This is a genomic window from Flavobacterium bizetiae (genome assembly GCF_024271895.1).
Taxonomy (GTDB): Bacteria; Bacteroidota; Bacteroidia; order Flavobacteriales; family Flavobacteriaceae; genus Flavobacterium; species Flavobacterium bizetiae.
Genome location: NZ_CP091861.1, coordinates 3,800,597 through 3,819,260, shown reverse-complemented (window position 1 = coordinate 3,819,260; position 18,664 = coordinate 3,800,597). Strand labels below are relative to the sequence as shown.

The window sequence follows — 18,664 nt, the reverse complement described above, 5'->3', positions numbered from 1 at the left end:
AATTTGTATGTTTACCTTAGAAAATTACAACAACGTGCCTACACCTCAAAAAGCCATATTTAACTGGAGCAGCGGAAAAGATTCTGCTCTGGCATTGTATAAAACATTACAAAATCCTGATTTTAAAATCGAATATTTACTTACGAGCGTCAATCAGCAATTTCAGCGAATTTCAATGCATGGTGTTCGTGTCGAATTGTTAGACGCTCAGTCAAAAAGCATTGGTTTACCGCTTAAAATCATGCAAATTCCTGAAATGCCTACCATGGAAGTGTATGAAAATGTGATGACCGAAACTTTAAGCGAATTAAAAAATGAAGGAATCACACATTCTGTTTTTGGCGATATCTTTCTTGAAGATTTACGCAAATACCGCGAAGATCAATTGCTGAAAATTGGTTTTGAAGCTGTTTTTCCTCTATGGAAAATTCCAACGAAGGATTTGATTCAGGAGTTTATTTCTTTAGGATTTAAAACGATTGTGGTTTGTGTAAACGAACGTTATCTGGATAAAAGTTTTGTGGGCAGAATTATCGATCAGGAATTTATAAATGATTTACCTGATAATGTAGATGTTTGCGGAGAAAACGGCGAATTTCATACCTTTACTTTTGATGGTCCTATCTTTTCAAAACCTATTCAATTTGAAATTGGAGAGATTGTTTATCGCAAATATGAACAACCTAAAACGGAAGATTCTTCAAATACAGCTTGCGATATCAATACAAGTGAAACTTTTGATTTTGGGTTTTGGTATTGTGATTTAATCTAATGTTTGGTTTCAAAATAAAAATATTATTTTTACTTAAAATCATAGTGTTATGCCTGCAAAACAGAAAGATGTAAAAATAGAAAAAGTGCTATCCTTCCTGAACGAAATAGGAATTGATGTCGTTGAAAAAGAGCTTGAAGATACTTTTTTACCAGGATTAAGTTTGGGTTCCAATTGCATTTATATCGATTATGATAAATTGTTGTATCCTGGCGATATCCTCCACGAAGCAGGACATTTGGCAGTTACGACTTCTTCCGAAAGAAAATTAGTTGGTTCAAGCGAAATGTCACCAGAATGGCCCACTCAGTCTGAAGAAATAGCGGCGATTCTATGGTCTTTTGCTGCGGCAAATCATCTGCAATTGCCTTTAGATTTTGTATTTCATCCTAATGGTTACAAAGGCGATTCGGATTGGTTTATTTCTAATTTTAGCAATAAAAATTACATAGGATTACCCTTTTTAGAATGGATTGGACTTACCTTAAGCGATGATCGCGCACTTAAAGAAGGTAAGGAAGCTTTTCCTGTAATGCAAAAATGGTTAAGAGATTAGTAATTAGAAAATTTGGCAATTAGAAAATGAGATAATGATGTTGTTATTTTTATCTAAGAATTCAAAAATCAGTAATTTAATTTTTGAATTATCTAATTATCTCATTTTCTAATTAACTAATTATCAAATTAACCGTTATACAATTCAAGCAAATTAGTTACTGTATTCCAGTTTCTGATTGTTGCCGTAACATTTAGTTTTTTCTCAATATATTTTTGATCAAATCTTGTTTTTCCGGCTCCAACAGCATATTTAATAAAAATTCTGTTTCCGTCAATACTAGCTTCGTCTGGCTTGAACTGGCTGATTTTTAAATCGTTTATATTCTCACTTTTTAAAGCTACAGAAACAAAAGCAACATATAGTTTTTTAGTATCAATATCTTTTTCCTTTAAAAAAGGACTGTTTTTAAAACACAATTCCAGATCTTCTTTGGTAATGACGATCGTAGGAACTTCATGTCCAAATACTTTAAAAATTTCCTGTTTGATCATGAAACCTACTTTTGCAGCATCTTCTTCGCTGTCAACAAAAACATTTCCGGATTGTAGATACGTGCGGACATTTTGAAAACCAATATTTTCTAACATTGTTTTCAAAGCTTCCATTTTCATCATGTTGTGGCCAGAAACGTTGATTCCGCGTAAGAGTGCTAAATGTGTTGTCATTACTTAAGTTTTGTTCAAAGATAAAAATTCATTTGGTCATTATAGAAGAACTAGTCTTCATCTTCTCCAATTTCTATATCAAAACTGATTAAGAAGTCGTTTAATCGTTTTTTATATTTTGCTTTGGCCTCGTTTACAATCTCTTCCGTTCCTTCGTTTGTTTCTATCGGATCAAGATTAAATTCTTTTTTAACCCATTCCTGAAATTCTTCTTTATTTTCATTTTCTTCGTAATATTCCTCATCTTTAAAAAAATAAGCCGAATCAAAATCAACTGAAATTTCTGTATCTAAAGTTAAAAGATGAATTAATTTGCGTGTGTTTTCGGCTACGACATGAATACCACCTTCATCTCCAAAAACAACTATAGGACAATTCTTTAAATCATTGTCTATAACCCAATAGGCATAGGAGCTTCCGGAACCATTTGCTCCTGCAAATTCGATAAAACTATTATAAAACTCTTCTTTTTCAGACCAGGTTTTTATTCCCGTTTTTTCATTTGTTATAGTAAGTCCAAAACATTGAGAATAGGTTTCTGCACTAAATTCCTGTTCGAATTCATATAACTTTAATAAATCTTCGGGTATAGCATAATTACCAAACTGAACAGAAAAATCTTCTAATGAAAAACTGCTGTCATACTCAGCATATTCTGTTTCATCTTCATCATTATCTTCTTCTTCAGAAGTTGTTGCTGTAAGTACTTCAAAAGCTTTAATAACAGCACATTTTACACAGAACATTTCAATTCCGGGAGCTTTTTCATCGTTAGCCCATTGGTATTTTGGATTTCCATCTTCATGTAAATATTCCAGTATAAGCGTGATTTCTTCATTATCATGACACCACAAAGCGCGTAATCTAATATTAAAACCATTTGTAATATCTTCAGAAATCTGACTGTATTTCTTTCCTTGGTATTCAAACGGAATAAACGAATACTCATTTCCTTCACTTTCTTTGCTGATTTTGCCTATAAATTCCTGTTCAGACAAAACGTTGATCATTTCTATAAACTGATCTCGGAAATTAGTATACATATACTTTTCCGTTTTTTCGTAATCAAGAATCGAAAGCCCTTGTTTAAAGGCGACCTCGTAATAATTATTTCCTAAAATCTCTGTACCATAATCTGAAATTTCGATAAAAGAATCATGTACAATATCTGATAATTTATGAGTCGACGGAAAGTAATTTTCAATGGTCATCACTGCTCCATTTTCATCCGCAACATTACTGCATATTAAAATATCAGGTCGGCTTGCACTAATGATCGCCTGAACATCTGTAAAACGTTCAAAATGCATGAGCATATCGTCACTGTAAATTAACCAGGCCGTAACATCGCCTTTTACAAAAAGTTCTCCGTGATTGTATTCTCCTAAAAGTGCATCACATTGTACACCGCCGCCCAAATAATGCACGCTTCCAAACAAAGTAATATTTACGCTTGTTGTTTCTCCCAAAACAATTAAAGCGGGCGAATTATCTGTATCAAAAGAACTTATAAGTTTCTTAACCGCGAGATTTCCTTTAAAAATAAATCCTAGTATAAAAACATCAGGATGTTCTTCTGTGCTAAAATCCATTTCAAACGAATCCATTTCTACATCATCTTCTGCTAACAGAAAAATTGGATTTTCTTCATAGTCAGGAAAACGCCAGGTATCTTCAAAGACATTATAGATTTTTTCGTCGTTAAAATTGGTAAGATTTCCAATAATATCGTGAGCTGCGTGTCGATTAATCACTTTAAATGTAACGCCGGCAAACTCTAAGGTTTCAAAAGGAACTTTTTCTTCGTTAATCATATCAAGAGCTTATATTTTAAACATTTAACAAATCTAATAATTATCTTTATTTGTTAAAATACTTATTCAATTATTTCAGGCTTTCAAATTTCCTATTTTAAATTTATCTTCGCTTTTCTAAAAGAGAACCGAAAATAGAAGAAAGAATACAGATCAAAATCTTTTTTCTTCACTCTATATTCTTTGTTCTATTATCTATATTCTAAAATCTAAAATAATTAATGTCTAATAATCTCCTGGAAACCCCAATCGAATACTTAAAAGGTGTTGGCCCAAGTCGCGGTCAATTGCTTCGTAAGGAATTGGGTATTCATAAATACAGGGATTTAGTTAATTTTTTTCCGAACCGATATATCGACAGAACGCGTTATTATAAGATAAACGAACTGCAAAATACCGGTGCCGAAGTTCAGATTATTGGAAAAATCATCAATATAAAAACAGTCGAATTTGCTAAAAACAAAAAAAGACTGGTGGCCACTTTCGTGGATGATACCGGGCAAATTGACTTAAACTGGTTTCAGGGCCACAAATGGATTCGGGAGAGTTTAAAACTGAATGAAGTTTGTGTTATTTTTGGAAAATGTTCTCTTTACGGAAGTCAATTTAGTATGGCACATCCCGAAATTGAACTGTTGAGCGAGCACGAAAAAAGCCTTCGTTCCGCTATGCAGCCTGTTTATCCTTCGACTGAAACTCTTACCAATAGAGGGATTTCAAATCGTACCATTAATAAAATGATGGAGCAATTGTTTCTTGAAACACAGGCATTATTTACAGAAACTTTCCCTCCTTATTTAATCGAAGAATTAAAGCTAATTTCGAAAAGAGCAGCTTTATTCAACATACATTTTCCTAAAAGTACTGACGCTTTGGCGAAAGCCCAATTTCGATTGAAGTTTGAAGAATTATTCTTTATTCAATTGCAATTAATTACTAAAAACCTCATTAGAAAACACAAAATACAAGGTCATCCTTTTACAAAAGTGGGTGAGTTTTTTAATGATTTTTACCAGCATCATTTGCCGTTTCAACTTACAAACGCTCAAAAGAGAGTGGTAAAAGAAATTCGTTCAGACATGGGTAGTAATGCCCAAATGAACCGATTACTACAAGGAGACGTTGGTTCAGGAAAAACAATTGTGGCTTTTCTGAGCATGCTTTTGGCTATCGATAATGGTTTTCAGGCTTGTTTGATGGCGCCAACAGAAATTCTTGCCAATCAGCATTTTATTGGATTATCTGAATTGGCTCAAACTTTAAATCTTAATATAAAAATATTAACCGGCTCTACTAAAATTGCAGCGCGAAGAATCATTCACGAGGAACTCGAAAACGGAAGTTTACATATCCTTATTGGTACTCATGCTTTGCTTGAAGACAAAGTAAAATTTCAGAATTTAGGTTTGGCCGTAATTGACGAACAACATCGTTTTGGAGTAGAACAAAGATCGAAATTGTGGAAGAAAAATGACATTCCGCCACACGTTTTGGTAATGACCGCCACTCCTATTCCGAGAACTTTAGCAATGAGTTTATACGGAGATTTAGATATTTCGGTAATTGATGAGCTGCCGCCGGGCAGAAAACCCATTCAGACTGTACATCGTTTTGATAGTAACCGCCTGAAGGTATGGAAATTCCTAAGGGATGAAATTGCTTTGGGAAGACAAATTTATATCGTTTATCCGCTGATTCAGGAATCTGAAAAAATGGATTACAAGGATTTAATGGACGGTTACGAAAGTATATCACGTGATTTCCCTTTGCCTCAATATTCGATTTCGATCTTGCACGGAAAAATGAAACCTGCTGATAAAGATGCCGAAATGAAACGTTTCTCTGAAGGAAAAACGAACATTATGGTGGCGACTACTGTAATTGAAGTAGGTGTAAATGTACCTAACGCGAGTGTAATGATTATTGAAAGCGCAGAACGTTTTGGATTGTCTCAACTACACCAATTGCGTGGCCGTGTAGGTCGTGGCGCCGAACAAAGTTATTGTATTTTAATGACAGGCCACAAATTAAGTGACGACAGTAAAACCCGAATGCAAACCATGGTACAAACCAATGATGGTTTCGAAATTGCCGAAGTAGACCTTAAACTACGTGGCCCGGGAGATTTAATGGGAACACAACAAAGTGGTGTTTTGAATCTTCAAATTGCTGATATTGTTCGCGATCGGGAGATTTTAGGCCTCGCCAGAAACTACGCCATGAAAATCTTAAAAGAAGACGGTCCTTTGCAAAAACCAGAACACGCGATACTAAAAGCTGTCTTTATCGAACTCACGAAGAAAAAAAATATTTGGAATTATATTAGTTAAAAAAGGTTCAAAGGTGCAGAGAGACAAAGGTTCAAAGGTTTGAATTACGAAATATTCTTTTGTCTAATTGAGCGAAGTCGAACACTAACAAAATTAACCCTCTGAACCTTTGAGACTTTGTTACTTTGTGCCTTAGAAAAAAAAATATACTTCACTGCAATAATCTAAACATTCATTAACTTTTTCAGGGTGATTTAGATTTGTTGGGGGACAAATTTTAAGTTTGAATTTTCAGTTACGCAATGAAGCATATAGTATTGTATTGCTTATTTTTTAGGCGTGGTTTTCTTTTCGAATAATCCGCTAAAAAGGCCTTTGCTTATTTTATTTTTATCATCTTTTCCGGTTGCGATCAGATGATCAACATATTCGTTGTACGTTTTTTTTCGCTCTTCGAGAAAACCTATTAAGTAATCTTCTGAAGCGCCGAGACCGCTCACTTCTTCGATATGAAGCAGTTTTTTATATAAAGGCTCGATAAACTTGGTTATAATTTCTTCAGGAACGGATTTTCGGGTACCAAAATAACCGGCAATTTCGCCATCGCCATCAGCAATTATTTTAAAATCGGTCACTACCCAATAATACCTTCCGGTTTTCGACATGTTCTTAATAATTACATGGATATTCTCACTCGATTTTATGCTGTCCCACATGAATTTAAAAATCACTTTAGGCATATCAGGATGACGTATAACATTGTGAGGCTGACCAATTAGCTCATGTTCGTCATATCCTGATACGTCAATAAAGTTTTCGTTAGCATATAAAATAGTTCCTTTTGTGTCTGTTTTACTTAATAATACTTTAGTTTTATTCCAATCAACTTCTCTGTCTGATGGAGTCGGGCGATTAAATCTGATATCCATAATTTTTGTATTTTAAATTAATATGCAATTGCATTTTGCGTATAAACTGAGGCCTGTAAAGTATTGTATAATTAAGTTTTATATTATCGATTAACTTTGGCCTCGGCTATTAGTTGATTTAACGTGAATGTCATTCACTAAATCATCAATTTTTTTAGCACTTTCTCTCATCATTTCCAGATAACTCAAAAGCTGATCATTATCTGTATGCCCTTTAGAAACATCAATAAGTTTTAAAACTGAATTTACAGGCATTTTTAAATCAAGAGTGGTTCTGTGAATGAAATCATTGTAATCTTTTGTAGCGCTCATCGAACTGTATTTTGCAGAAGCTAGTTTGATGTTTTCCAATTCATATTCATCAGAAATTTTCGAAATATGATTTTGGCTGTGTTCTTTAAAATAATACGCCCAATATCCGTTCATAAAGAAAACAACAGCGGCTAAAACGACATGAATTATAAAAGTTTCTAAATCGAAATTGACTTGCGAAAAATACAATTGTAATCCTTTTGGGTCCGTGTAGATATAGTTTTGCATATACGCCAAAGCACCGTGATGCAAAACCACCAAAAGGGTAAGCGGAATTTGCAGTTTCCAGTTTTGATAGATAATTAAAATAGTGCTGGCAATAAAAACCGTAAAATGCATTTCGAATAATCCGTGCATCTGGTAAATATACTGCGCCATAAATATTGCCAAAACAACGGCTAAAACATATTGATAAAAATTAGAATTTTTAATGAAAAATTTAGCCGAATAGTACAATAAAAGATTCAATGTCCCTACTCCAACTCCAATTTCAAATGTGTCGTACTTAAAGGCTAAAGCAATTCCCAGAAGGAAATAGATAGCAAGAACATAATTGATAATCGTATCTGATTTTTGTGTCATCGTAGACATAAAATTGTGCAGATAATCACGTTCATTCAAACTGGCTTTTGTTTTCATAAATTAAAGAGATTTAGGTTAAGAAATAGATTTATTTAGTGCATTTTGGTAGCGAACATCCATAAGCTCTCAGAGCTAAAGCATCAAACGAAGGGGTCTTGGTTTGTTTTAATAGAGCATCAATTGCCATTTGCGCATAATTACTGTCTGCATTGGTGCAATATCTTGTTTTGTTGTAGTTTCCGCGGTAATACAAATCTCCCGAAGTATCAATAATAACGGCCTGAGGCGTAGAAAAAACACCACAGCTTTTGGCTATGCCTTCGTCAAAATAAACGGGGATTTTAGCATCAAATTTCTCCTGAATTTCTTCTATCGTAAAGTTCTTTAGTTTATTAAGAACCACAATCTTAAAGTTTACCTGATCTCCGTACTTCTTAATCAAACCGCTTACATGAGGAATATTAAAACGGGAACAAGGGCAGTCAGGATTAAAAAAGTGAATAAAAACCGGTCTGGTGTCTGTAGAGCAACACTTCAGATCAATTTTACTTCCCATGGCTATATCATGATAGTTTTTAGGAACTGGTGTAGGTAAACTATACTTAAATTCGTTTTGCCAGAATAAAACTGAAATCGCAGCGCATAACAATAACATCCATAAGCCAACAAGTAATTTTCTTAGCATAAAAGGCAGATTTTAGGGTTACAATAAAAAAATGTTTAAACGATTGTTAAATAATTTATTTTAATATGAAATAATTTTAACTTAAAAACAAATAAAAAACCTACACATTTTATCGCTTAATACCCAAAAACATTACTATTCGTACAAAAAAATCATCATTTTGTTTAAGCATATCAATGTTACGAATAAAATCGATAAACTGCAAAAAAAATCAGACAAAATGCTAAAATTTTCTTAAAAGAAAGAATAAGATTACTTTATCTAAATTTTTCAAGTAAAAATACGTAAGCAAAAACATATAAAAACCACTAAAACACACACTAAAAGATAGTTAGCGAAAATTCTAAAAAATAAAAATCATAAAATAAATTCAACACGATTAAACCATTTTACAGAAAGCATATCTAATTACAAAAAAACGGCGAACACCGCTGTTAAAAGACATTTAAAATTAATATTATACAAGTGTTAAATAAAACCCAACATCTTTCGTTTTCGTTTCAAAAAGTTAAATTTGTAGGCTTACTAAAAACACATACCCAATAAACATTTACCTCAATTTTATGAAAGTAAAAAACCTTATTTATGCCTTGCTGATTATATGCATCGGAGGATTTATAACCTATAGAATAGTTTCTAATAAAAAGAAAAACGAAGAATCTAAAAATTTTGGCGGCAAGGATAAGCCAACTACAGTTACAGGCATTGTTGTAAAAACAGCTACTTTCGATAATAACCTGTCACTTTCAGGATCTATTGAGGCAAATGAACAAATAGAAATTCACAGTGAAGTTTCTGGAATTGTTGAAGGAATTTATTTTACTGAAGGTAGTTTTGTAAATAAAGGTCAGGTTCTTTTTAAGGTAAATGACATCGAACTTAAAGCACAATTAAGACAAGCAGTAACTAAAGAAGGATTGGCTGCTGAAAACGAAAGAAGAGCAAAATTACTACTTCAGAAAGAAGCGATAAGTCAGGAAGAATTTGATATCGCAAATGCTGATTATGCTTCGATGAAAGCACAAACTCAATTAATAAAAGCCCAAATTGCAAAAACTTCCGTAAAAGCACCATTCTCAGGTAAAATTGGTTTGCGCTCTATATCTCCGGGAACGTATATTACACCGACTGTTTTGGTGGCTAAATTGGTAAATACAGGGAAATTAAAAATTACATTTTCAATCCCTGAAAAATATGCTGCACAAGTAAAATCAGGTTCAACAATCGATTTTTCGGTTTCAGGATCAGATAAAGTATACAATGCTAAAATTTATGCTATCGAACCAGAAGTTGAAGTTGCTACCCGTACTTTAAAAATTCGTGCTATTGCAGATAATATTGACGGAAAACTTTTCCCGGGAACGTTTGCTGATGTAAAACTACCATTAAACATCATCAAAGACGCTATTGTTGTTCCAACTGAAGCTATCATTCCGGTACAAAGTGGTAAAAAAGTATACATTGCCAATATGGGCAAAGCCAAAGAAGTAATGGTTGATGCTGCAACAAGAACTGATTCTTCTATTTTGATTTTGTCAGGATTAAAAGCCGGAGATACTTTGATTACCAGCGGTGTAATGTCGTTAAAAAATGAAGCGCCAATAAAAGTTCAAGTAAAAAAATAGATTTTTTGAGTTATGAGTTTTGAATTATAAATTATGAGTTTAGAAAATCTATTTTCTTTATTCTATAATCTAATATCTAAGCTCAAAAAATCAACAATCTAAACTCTAAAATCTAAAATCCTAAATCAAAACATGAGTTTATCAACTACTAGTATAAAAAGACCTGTTTTAACCATAGTACTGAATCTTTTGATTATTCTATTCGGTTTTATTGGTTATACCTTTTTGGGTGTTCGTGAATTTCCTTCGATCGATCCCGCGCAGGTTTCTATTAGAACCAATTATACAGGAGCCAATTCTGATATTATAGAATCACAAATTACAGAACCCCTTGAAAAAGCAGTAAATGCAATTGACGGAATTCGAAACATTACATCATCAAGTAATCAGGGAAGCAGTAATATTACAATCGAGTTTAATCTGGATAAAAACTTAGAAGAAGCTGCAAATGATGTTCGTGACAAGGTTTCGCAAGCCGTTCGAAGTTTACCGCAGGATATAGATGCGCCGCCTGTAGTTTCTAAAGCCGATGCCGATAGTGAATCTATTATTTCGATGACAGTTCAGAGTGATACCAGAAGTTCTCTGGAATTAAGTGATTATGCAGAAAATGTAATTTCACAGCGATTAGAAACGATTCCGGGAGTAAGTGGAGTTCAGATCTGGGGACAAAAACGTTATGCAATGCGTTTGTGGATCGATCCTGTAAAACTAACCGCTTACGGCTGTACAGTTGCAGAAGTTCGTGATGCATTAAACGCTCAAAATGTCGAATTGCCTTCGGGGAAACTAACCGGAAACAATACCGAATTGACCGTAAAAACAATCGGGAATTTATCTACACCTGAAGAATTTAATAATATCATCATTCGAACAGATGGAGATAAAATTGTTCGTTTAAGCGATGTTGGAGGTGCTGAATTAGGACCTGAAAATATCGAAACTTCTTTAACATCATCAGGACTTCCGATGATCGGGTTAGCGATTGTACCAATGCCCGGTGCCAATTATCTTGATATTTCAAAAGAATTTTATAAAAAATATGATGCCTTAAAGAAAGATCTTCCAAAAGACATTAAATTAAATATTGCGCTTGATAATACGCTATTCGTCAAGAAATCAGTTCTTGAAGTTGCTGAAACTTTAGGAATTTCGATTGTTTTGGTAATCATTATTATCTATTTGTTTTTTAGAGACTGGGCAATTGCATTTAGACCTTTAATTGATATTCCGGTATCATTAATCGCGACATTTTTTATCATGTGGCTTTTTGGATTCTCTATAAATGTACTAACCCTTTTGGCTATTGTTTTAGCAACCGGTCTGGTGGTTGATGACGGAATTGTAGTAACCGAAAATATCTTCAAAAAAGTCGAAGAAGGAATGTCGCCAATCGAAGCGGCAATCAAAGGTTCTAATGAAATTTTCTATGCTGTAATCTCGATTTCGGTAACACTTGCTGCGGTATTTTTGCCTGTAATTTTCTTAGAAGGTTTCGTAGGCCGACTCTTTAGGGAGTTTGGTGTCGTCATTGGTGCTGCGGTATTAATTTCAGCTTTTGTATCGTTGACTTTAACGCCAATGCTGAACGCTTATTTAATGAAAGGCGGAGAACAGAAAAAATCGAAATTCTATATTAAAACCGAACCGTTTTTCGAAAAATTAAATAGCGGATATGCTGAATCTTTAGCACGTTTCATGGAGAAAAAATGGATCTCCTTCCCTATTTTAATTGCTTGTTTTGGATTGATCTATTTATTCTTTACCATTTTACCAAAAGAAACAGCTCCGTATGATGACCGTAGTTCTGTAACGATGCGTATGACTACTCCTGAAGGTTCATCTTACGAATATACTAGTCGTTTTATGCAGGAAATGTCAAGATTGGTTGATGATTCTATTCCGGAGAAAAAAGTAAGTCTGGTAATTACAGCCGGAGGTTCAGGAGGTTCTGCGACTAACTCAGGTTTTATCAGGCTTTCATTAAAAGAACCTGATGAAAGAACCAGATCTCAAAAAGATATTGCTGATCAATTGACCAAATGGACTAAAAAATATCCGGATGCTAAAACATCTGTAATTCAACAACCTACAATTTCGGTAAACCGACGTGGAGGTTTACCTATTCAGTATATTATTCAGGCTCCTACTTTTGAAAAACTGAGAGAAAAAATTCCTGTTTTTATGGATGAAGTCGGCAAAAGTGATGTATTCTCAACTACTGATGTGAATTTGAAATTCAATAAACCGGAAATCAATGTGAGTATTGACCGTGCAAAAGCAGAGAGTTTAGGGATTTCGATTATGGATATTGCGCAAACGTTGCAACTTTCTTTAAGCGGACAGCGTTTTGGATATTTCATTAAAAACGGAAAACAATATCAGGTTATTGGACAGTTTGATCAAAAAGACCGTTCTAAACCACTGGATTTGACTTCAATTTTTGTAAAAAGCAAAAACGGACAATTGATTCAGATGGATAACGTTGTGAAAGTCGAAGAACAAAGTAATCCCCCACAATTGTATCACAATAACCGATACATGTCGGCAACCGTTTCTGCAGGTTTAGCACCAGGAAAAAGTATCAGCGATGGTATTGAAGAAATGGACAGAATTAAAGCAAAAGTTCTGGATCAGAGTTTTACAACAGATTTAAGTGGAGAATCACGAGATTTTGTCGAAAGTAGTTCAAATACTTCTTTTGCTTTTGGATTGGCTTTATTATTAATATTCCTGATTCTTGCAGCGCAATTTGAGAGTTTTATCGATCCGCTTATTATTATTTTAACCGTGCCAATGGCGGTTGCAGGGGCTTTATTTTCGTTATGGTTATTCAATCAAACCTGGAATATCTTTAGTCAGATTGGTACCGTAATGCTTATTGGTCTGGTAACTAAAAATGGTATTTTGATTGTAGAATTTGCCAATCAGTTACGAGAACAAGGCAAGCCAAAAATGGAAGCCATTCTTGAAGCTTCAGAAGCACGTTTGCGTCCTATTTTAATGACGAGTTTAGCCATTGCTTTAGGAGCTTTACCAATTGCAATGTCTCTAGGAGCAGCTTCTACAAGTAGAATTGGTATGGGAGTTGTAATTGTAGGAGGAACGATTTTCTCTTTAGCTTTAACGCTTTTCGTAATTCCTGCTATTTATTTTATGTGGTCTAAAGCAAGAAAACATTATCCAGAATTTGATCATATCGAAGAATATGAAAGAGAAAGTATTAAATAGGAATTAAAATTTGAAATAATATACAAGCAACGAATTTCGTTCTAAAATGTAATTCGTTGCTAACCAATTCATAATATGAAAACTAAAACAACATTAATAAGTCTGGTTTTATTTTTGTTTTGTATAACAAAAAGTAGCGCTCAAGAGGTACTGACTATCGAAGACGCTATGAAAATAGCTTTAGATAATAATTTCGAAATTAAAATTGCCAAAAATAATTCGACAATAAGCGAAACAAACGTTACCATTGGAAATGCGGGTCTTCTGCCAACGGCAACAGCTAATATTGTAGACAACAATAGTGTCACAAACTCTACACAGGTACGCCAGGACGGAACATCTACTACATTAAATAATGCAAAAAACAATAGTTTAACGTATGGAGTAAGTTTAGGCTGGACTGTTTTTGACGGAATGAGAATGTTTGCGCGATACGATCAGTTAAAAGAGCTTCAAAAATTAGGCGATGCCGAATTAAAAAGAACTATTTTGGTTAAAATTGGTCAGGTAAATTCTGCTTACTATGATTTAGTGCAGCAACAACATCAATTAGCGGCTTTAGATACTACAATTGTAATTTCTAAACAAAGAGTTCAATTGGCACAAAATCGTTTCACAATTGGAAAAGCTTCAAAATTAGAAGTTTTAAATGCTCAGGTTGATTTAAATACAGACCAAGTTGCTTTATTAAGACAAAAAGAATCGTATAAAAATGCTAAAATTTTATTGAATCAATATTTAGCACGTGATCCTCAAATTGATTTTACAGTAACGGATTTGGTTACCGTAGATAACAAACTGGTGTTGATCGATTTAATGGATTTGGCAAAAAAACAAAATCCAGCTTTAGAATCGCAAATTATCAATAAACGTATTGCAGAATTACAGCTTAAACAAGTAAAAGCAAGCCGCTATCCAACGGTAAATTTAACTTCAGGTTATAATTTTTCTGAAAGTCAGTCGAGTTTAGGATTTACAAGCGAAAACTCTTCAAAAGGTTTTACATACGGTTTTAATGCTTCGCTGAATATTTTTGATGGATTTAATCAGCATCGCAATGAGAAAGTAGCAAAACTTCAAATAGAAAATTCTCAAATTGCCATTGACCAGCAAAATATGATTTTGAATACGCAATTGAGCACGGCTTTTCAAACGTATTTAACTAACTTAGAATTAATTGATCTTGAAGAAGATAATCAGGCTATTGCAAAACAAAACTTAGATATTACGCTGGATAAATTTAGAATTGGAACGATTACTACGCTTGATTTCAGAACCGCTCAGCTTAATTATGTGAATGCAAAAGTACGTTACAGCAACGCACAATATGAGGCTAAATTATCTGAAATTGCTTTGAAAGAATTAGCTGGAAATATTAATTTTTAAAGTAAATTTGTTTCAAAACAAACTTAAATGATCTCATATAATACCAAAGATTGGTTTACTTTTATCTTTCATGTTCATAAATCAGACACCGTAAGAAAACTGTTTCCGATCATGATTGCCATCGGAATTTATTCTTGTATCATTGGATATCTGGAAATCGCGTATTTTAAATTTGGTAAAAACGATTACATACATAACATTCCGATCATGCACGGAATGTTGGGTTTTGTAATTTCTCTTTTGCTTGTTTTCAGAACTAATACTGCTTATGATCGCTGGTGGGAAGGAAGAAAATTATGGGGTGGTTTAGTCAATAATAGCCGTAATCTTGCTATTAAACTTTCGGCCATGCTGAAAGATGAAAATGATCGAAAATTCTTTAGAAAATTCATCCCAACTTATGCTTCAATTTTACACAAGCATCTGCATGATTCTGAGACGAGTAAACAGCTTTTTGATGATGTAGATTTAGAAATTGATCATCATAAACATAAGCCCAATCAGGTAAAAAGAATGATGTTTCATAAAATCAATGATTTGTATGATGCTAAAAAGATTACCGGAGATCAGCTCATTATCTTAAACGAAGAATTACAAGCTTTTACAGACATTTGCGGGGCTTGCGAGAGAATAAAAAACACGCCTATTCCCTACTCTTACAGTGCTTTCATTAAAAAGTTCATCTTCTTTTATACGATGACACTTCCTTTTGGCTATTCAATTAGTTTGGGATACTTTGTAGCTCCTGTTGTGGTTTTTATTTTTTACGTATTGGCGAGTTTAGAACTTATTGCCGAAGAAATCGAAGATCCGTTTGGTGATGATGAAAATGATTTGCCAACGAAAAAGATTTCAGAAAATATCAAAAAACACGTCGAAGAACTGATTTAATTAAACGTTAAATCTGAGGTTGTTATTTATTTTTTTATTAAATTTAAAGTTTCCACTTAAAAATTTAATCACAATGAATAACCAACGTGCTTTAATAAATCCTCCACATTTGTCGAATGAAAAATCATTAAAAACACTTGTAGAAAACAGGACTGTTTATACATTAAATCATTGTGAGTTAAACATTTTTGAAACTTATGAATCTTCTGAGCTGGTTCCGTTAAAATTTAATGATTTGGTGGTAACCAGTATGCTAAGAGGTAAAAAAATAATGCATCTTTTTGATGATCCCGGATTTGATTATTTACCAGGAGAAACTGTAGTTATTCCGCCAAATGTCGAGATGAAAATTGATTTTCCTGAAGCTTCAAGGGAAAATCCAACACAATGTCTGGCATTGGCAATTGACAAATCTAAAATAAACCATACTTTAAATTTCCTTAACGAACATTATCCTAAAGAAGGAAGCGATTCCTACTGGCAATTGAATCACCAAAACTACTTTTTTTATAATAATATCGATCTTGCCCACACCATCAATAAACTGATTAAGGAATGCATGGGGACTTCGATGACAAAGGATGCTTTGGCTGATTTAACTTTGCAGGAATTATTAATCAGAATTATACAAACACAAACTTTAAAATCTCTTGATCAGGGAGTTTCTATTTCTTCTAATAATCCAATTTTTGAAGTAACTGAATTCATCAGGCTTAATTTGAAAGAGAATATAAATCTGAAAAGCTTAAGCGAAAAAGCCTGTATGAGTACGGCTTCTTTTTATCGCTTCTTCAAACGTGAACTAGGCATGAGTCCGATTGAGTATGTTTTGAATGAAAAAATAAAACACGCAAAAAAACTACTAAAAAATCCCGGAATTCAGATTAATGAAGTTTGTTATCTGTCCGGTTTTGAAGATGCGAATTACTTTATCAGATTGTTTAAAAAACATGAGGGAATTACGCCTAAGCAGTATCAGCTTTTATATGTTAATTAAAGGGGCTGAGGGGCTAAGGTTCTGAGGTGCTAAGAAAAGGTACAAAGGTTCAGAGTTGCAAAGGGACAGAGATTTTTGGGTAATTTTTTGTCATTTTGACAAAAGCGAAATCGCACTCTTAACTCGACAAAGATTACAATTACTGTAATAGAATTTTTTATGTGATCTCTCCTTTCGGTCGAGATGATAAGATTGTGGACAATTACAGCGTATACGCTGCTGCGCGTCTCTACGATAAATGTTGCTTTAAAATACACCATCCTTCAACATAGCCCATGGTTTCAACCATGAGAACGTAATGCATGTCATCAAAATTATTACCACAAACTCCCGTGATTGAAACCACGGGCTATTCCAAAATAATAAAATACAAAGAAAACCTTTGCCCCTTTGCAACTCTGAACCTTTGAACCTCTAAACCTACTCTATAAACTTAACAGGCTCCAAATCCTTTTCCTCTTCTTTAGTAAAAATTCTATATTCGATTTGGAATGTCTTTTTCAAAGGTGTTTCTAATGAAAAGCCTCCAACGCCAAAAGCATCAATTACTTTTAAAGTAAAATGAGCATGTTTCCAGTATTCGAATAAATCTTTATCGACCCAGAATTCTGTGTCTTCGATTGTTCCAATACAAACATCCCCCATTCGCTGATAATATCCTCCTTTTTCAAAACATTGTGGCTGCGTTCCTTCGCAACAGCCTCCGGCTTGATAAAACATTAAATCGCCGTGTTTCTCTTTTAGAGTTTTTATCAATTCAATCGCTTCGGCAGTAGCATCAATTCTTTTTATCATGGCTTTTATATTAAAAAAAGCAACAAACGAGTTAGGTTTGTTGCTTTCATGATTACTTTAAGGCTTTGCAATTTCAAGAACTACCCTTCCTTCTATCTGACCTTTTTTCATTTTATCAAAAACGTCATTTACATCTTCTAGTTTTGCAGGGGTAATTGTTGCTTTTACTTTTCCTTCTGTAGCAAATTCAATTGCTTCTTTCATGTCTTTACGTGTACCTACAATCGAACCGCGAATTGTTATTCTGTTTAAAACAGTATCAAAAATTGATAAATCAAAATTTCCTGGAGGTAGTCCGTTTAATGCCATTGTACCTTTTCGTCTTAAAGTTTCAAGTCCTTGCTTGAAAGCTATAGGCGAAACAGCTGTAACCAATGCCCCGTGCATTCCACCAACTTCTTTTTTCAAGAATTCTCCAGGATTTTGATTTTTTGCGTTTACTACTAAATCGGCACCAAGTCTTTTGGCTAAGTCAAGTTTGTCATCCGCAACGTCTATTGCGGCAACGTGCATTCCCATTGCTTTAGCATATTGTACAGCAACGTGTCCTAAACCTCCAATACCTGAAATCGCTACCCATTCCCCCGGTTTTACTTCTGTTTCTTTGAGACCTTTATATACGGTTACACCAGCGCAAAGTATAGGGGCCATTTCCATAAAATTTACATTCGATGGCAAAATTCCAACATATCTGGCATCAGCAATTACGTATTCGGCAAATCCGCCGTCTACGCTATACCCTCCGTTTTGCTGCGTGTCACATAAAGTTTCCCAACCGGTAATACATTGGTCGCAACCGCCACAAGCACTGTAAAGCCATGGCACGCCAACTGCATCACCTTCCTTTACATTTTTTACATCCTGACCAACTGCTACCACATAACCTACGGCTTCGTGCCCCGGAATTAATGGCATTTTGGGTTTTACGGGCCAATCTCCTTCAACAGCATGTAAATCGGTATGGCAAACTCCACTTGCAATTACTTTTACAAGAATTTCATTTTTACCCGGGCGTTTTACTTCAACTTCTTCAATTTTTAAAAGAGAACCAAATTCTCTTACAACTGCGGCTTTCATTGTTTTTGGCAACATAGTTTTATTGATTTGCAAGCTCAGTAAGTGACTCGCTTACTGAGCTTTGGTTTATACAA

The 18,664-nt window shown here is 34.0% G+C and carries 15 protein-coding genes; 8 read left to right on the top strand and 7 right to left on the bottom strand.

Annotation, left to right across the window (positions count from 1 at the left end):
* Positions 1 to 7 precede the first annotated feature (7 nt).
* Both L0669_RS16205 and L0669_RS16200 read left to right on the top strand, forming a co-directional pair.
* Positions 8 to 772 (top strand): Dph6-related ATP pyrophosphatase, encoded by a 765-nt coding sequence (locus L0669_RS16205; protein ID WP_263758822.1) that lies wholly within the window; start codon positions 8 to 10, stop codon positions 770 to 772.
* A gap of 49 nt (positions 773 to 821) precedes the next feature.
* Positions 822 to 1,328 (top strand): MBL fold metallo-hydrolase, encoded by a 507-nt coding sequence (locus L0669_RS16200; protein ID WP_263758820.1) that lies wholly within the window; start codon positions 822 to 824, stop codon positions 1,326 to 1,328.
* 128 nt (positions 1,329 to 1,456) lie between these two features.
* On the opposite strand, the gene L0669_RS16195 is transcribed toward L0669_RS16200, so the two are convergent.
* Together L0669_RS16195 and L0669_RS16190 are read right to left on the bottom strand one after the other, a co-directional pair.
* Positions 1,457 to 1,996 carry a DUF1697 domain-containing protein gene (locus tag L0669_RS16195; RefSeq protein ID WP_263758819.1) on the bottom strand — a complete coding sequence of 180 codons (540 nt, stop codon included), beginning with the start codon at positions 1,994 to 1,996 and terminating at the stop codon, positions 1,457 to 1,459.
* A gap of 50 nt (positions 1,997 to 2,046) precedes the next feature.
* Entirely contained in the window at positions 2,047 to 3,810 is a 1,764-nt protein-coding gene (locus tag L0669_RS16190) for a hypothetical protein (RefSeq protein ID WP_263758817.1), read from the bottom strand.
* 221 nt (positions 3,811 to 4,031) lie between these two features.
* Here L0669_RS16190 and recG point away from each other — a divergent pair, with 221 nt between their 5' ends.
* Entirely contained in the window at positions 4,032 to 6,140 is a 2,109-nt protein-coding gene (gene recG, locus L0669_RS16185) for an ATP-dependent DNA helicase RecG (RefSeq protein WP_263758816.1), read from the top strand.
* 266 nt (positions 6,141 to 6,406) lie between these two features.
* Here the strand turns inward: recG and L0669_RS16180 are convergent, their stop codons facing one another.
* From L0669_RS16180 to L0669_RS16170, 3 genes are all read right to left on the bottom strand, one after another.
* A complete protein-coding gene (locus tag L0669_RS16180; protein WP_173971113.1) occupies positions 6,407 to 7,009 on the bottom strand; it encodes a PAS domain-containing protein in 603 nt (200 codons plus the stop codon).
* Positions 7,010 to 7,099: 90 nt separating this feature from the next.
* Complete coding sequence (locus L0669_RS16175; RefSeq protein ID WP_173971114.1) at positions 7,100 to 7,960, bottom strand: histidine kinase; 861 nt, start codon at positions 7,958 to 7,960, stop codon at positions 7,100 to 7,102.
* A 31-nt stretch (positions 7,961 to 7,991) separates the two neighbouring features.
* On the bottom strand, positions 7,992 to 8,588 hold the full coding sequence (locus tag L0669_RS16170; RefSeq protein ID WP_263758815.1) for a peroxiredoxin family protein: 597 nt from the start codon (positions 8,586 to 8,588) through the stop codon (positions 7,992 to 7,994).
* 563 nt (positions 8,589 to 9,151) lie between these two features.
* Between L0669_RS16170 and L0669_RS16165 the strand changes: the two genes are divergently transcribed.
* The 5 genes from L0669_RS16165 (at position 9,152) to L0669_RS16145 (ending at position 16,718) form a co-directional block, all read left to right on the top strand.
* A complete protein-coding gene (locus L0669_RS16165; RefSeq protein WP_173971116.1) occupies positions 9,152 to 10,213 on the top strand; it encodes an efflux RND transporter periplasmic adaptor subunit in 1,062 nt (353 codons plus the stop codon).
* 132 nt (positions 10,214 to 10,345) lie between these two features.
* Positions 10,346 to 13,444: an efflux RND transporter permease subunit gene (locus L0669_RS16160; protein WP_263758813.1), complete on the top strand. Its 3,099-nt coding sequence runs from the start codon at positions 10,346 to 10,348 to the stop codon at positions 13,442 to 13,444.
* A gap of 75 nt (positions 13,445 to 13,519) precedes the next feature.
* The gene (locus L0669_RS16155) at positions 13,520 to 14,830 is read left to right on the top strand and encodes a TolC family protein (protein WP_263758811.1); all 1,311 of its coding nucleotides are present in this window, start codon (positions 13,520 to 13,522) and stop codon (positions 14,828 to 14,830) included.
* A gap of 27 nt (positions 14,831 to 14,857) precedes the next feature.
* The gene (locus tag L0669_RS16150; RefSeq protein WP_173971119.1) at positions 14,858 to 15,721 is read left to right on the top strand and encodes a bestrophin family protein; all 864 of its coding nucleotides are present in this window, start codon (positions 14,858 to 14,860) and stop codon (positions 15,719 to 15,721) included.
* Between the two features lie 73 nt (positions 15,722 to 15,794).
* Positions 15,795 to 16,718 (top strand): AraC family transcriptional regulator, encoded by a 924-nt coding sequence (locus L0669_RS16145; RefSeq protein ID WP_263758810.1) that lies wholly within the window; start codon positions 15,795 to 15,797, stop codon positions 16,716 to 16,718.
* Positions 16,719 to 17,138: 420 nt separating this feature from the next.
* On the opposite strand, the gene L0669_RS16140 is transcribed toward L0669_RS16145, so the two are convergent.
* Entirely contained in the window at positions 17,139 to 17,513 is a 375-nt protein-coding gene (locus tag L0669_RS16140) for a DUF779 domain-containing protein (RefSeq protein WP_263758809.1), read from the bottom strand.
* 57 nt (positions 17,514 to 17,570) lie between these two features.
* Complete coding sequence (gene adhP, locus L0669_RS16135) at positions 17,571 to 18,605, bottom strand: alcohol dehydrogenase AdhP (RefSeq protein ID WP_173971122.1); 1,035 nt, start codon at positions 18,603 to 18,605, stop codon at positions 17,571 to 17,573.
* Positions 18,606 to 18,664: the final 59 nt, after the last annotated feature.

Bases quoted from the DNA above. Each gene is read 5' to 3' on its own strand.
- recG (WP_263758816.1), top strand. From the start codon at position 4,032: ATGTCTAATAATCTCCTGGAAACCCCAATCGAATACTTAAAAGGTGTT.
- L0669_RS16145 (WP_263758810.1), top strand. From the start codon at position 15,795: ATGAATAACCAACGTGCTTTAATAAATCCTCCACATTTGTCGAATGAA.
- L0669_RS16195 (WP_263758819.1), bottom strand. From the start codon at position 1,996: ATGACAACACATTTAGCACTCTTACGCGGAATCAACGTTTCTGGCCAC.
- L0669_RS16165 (WP_173971116.1), top strand. From the start codon at position 9,152: ATGAAAGTAAAAAACCTTATTTATGCCTTGCTGATTATATGCATCGGA.
- L0669_RS16175 (WP_173971114.1), bottom strand. From the start codon at position 7,960: ATGAAAACAAAAGCCAGTTTGAATGAACGTGATTATCTGCACAATTTT.
- L0669_RS16170 (WP_263758815.1), bottom strand. From the start codon at position 8,588: ATGCTAAGAAAATTACTTGTTGGCTTATGGATGTTATTGTTATGCGCT.
- L0669_RS16160 (WP_263758813.1), top strand. From the start codon at position 10,346: ATGAGTTTATCAACTACTAGTATAAAAAGACCTGTTTTAACCATAGTA.
- L0669_RS16180 (WP_173971113.1), bottom strand. From the start codon at position 7,009: ATGGATATCAGATTTAATCGCCCGACTCCATCAGACAGAGAAGTTGAT.
- L0669_RS16155 (WP_263758811.1), top strand. From the start codon at position 13,520: ATGAAAACTAAAACAACATTAATAAGTCTGGTTTTATTTTTGTTTTGT.
- L0669_RS16190 (WP_263758817.1), bottom strand. From the start codon at position 3,810: ATGATTAACGAAGAAAAAGTTCCTTTTGAAACCTTAGAGTTTGCCGGC.
- L0669_RS16150 (WP_173971119.1), top strand. From the start codon at position 14,858: ATGATCTCATATAATACCAAAGATTGGTTTACTTTTATCTTTCATGTT.
- L0669_RS16205 (WP_263758822.1), top strand. From the start codon at position 8: ATGTTTACCTTAGAAAATTACAACAACGTGCCTACACCTCAAAAAGCC.
- L0669_RS16200 (WP_263758820.1), top strand. From the start codon at position 822: ATGCCTGCAAAACAGAAAGATGTAAAAATAGAAAAAGTGCTATCCTTC.
- L0669_RS16140 (WP_263758809.1), bottom strand. From the start codon at position 17,513: ATGATAAAAAGAATTGATGCTACTGCCGAAGCGATTGAATTGATAAAA.
- adhP (WP_173971122.1), bottom strand. From the start codon at position 18,605: ATGTTGCCAAAAACAATGAAAGCCGCAGTTGTAAGAGAATTTGGTTCT.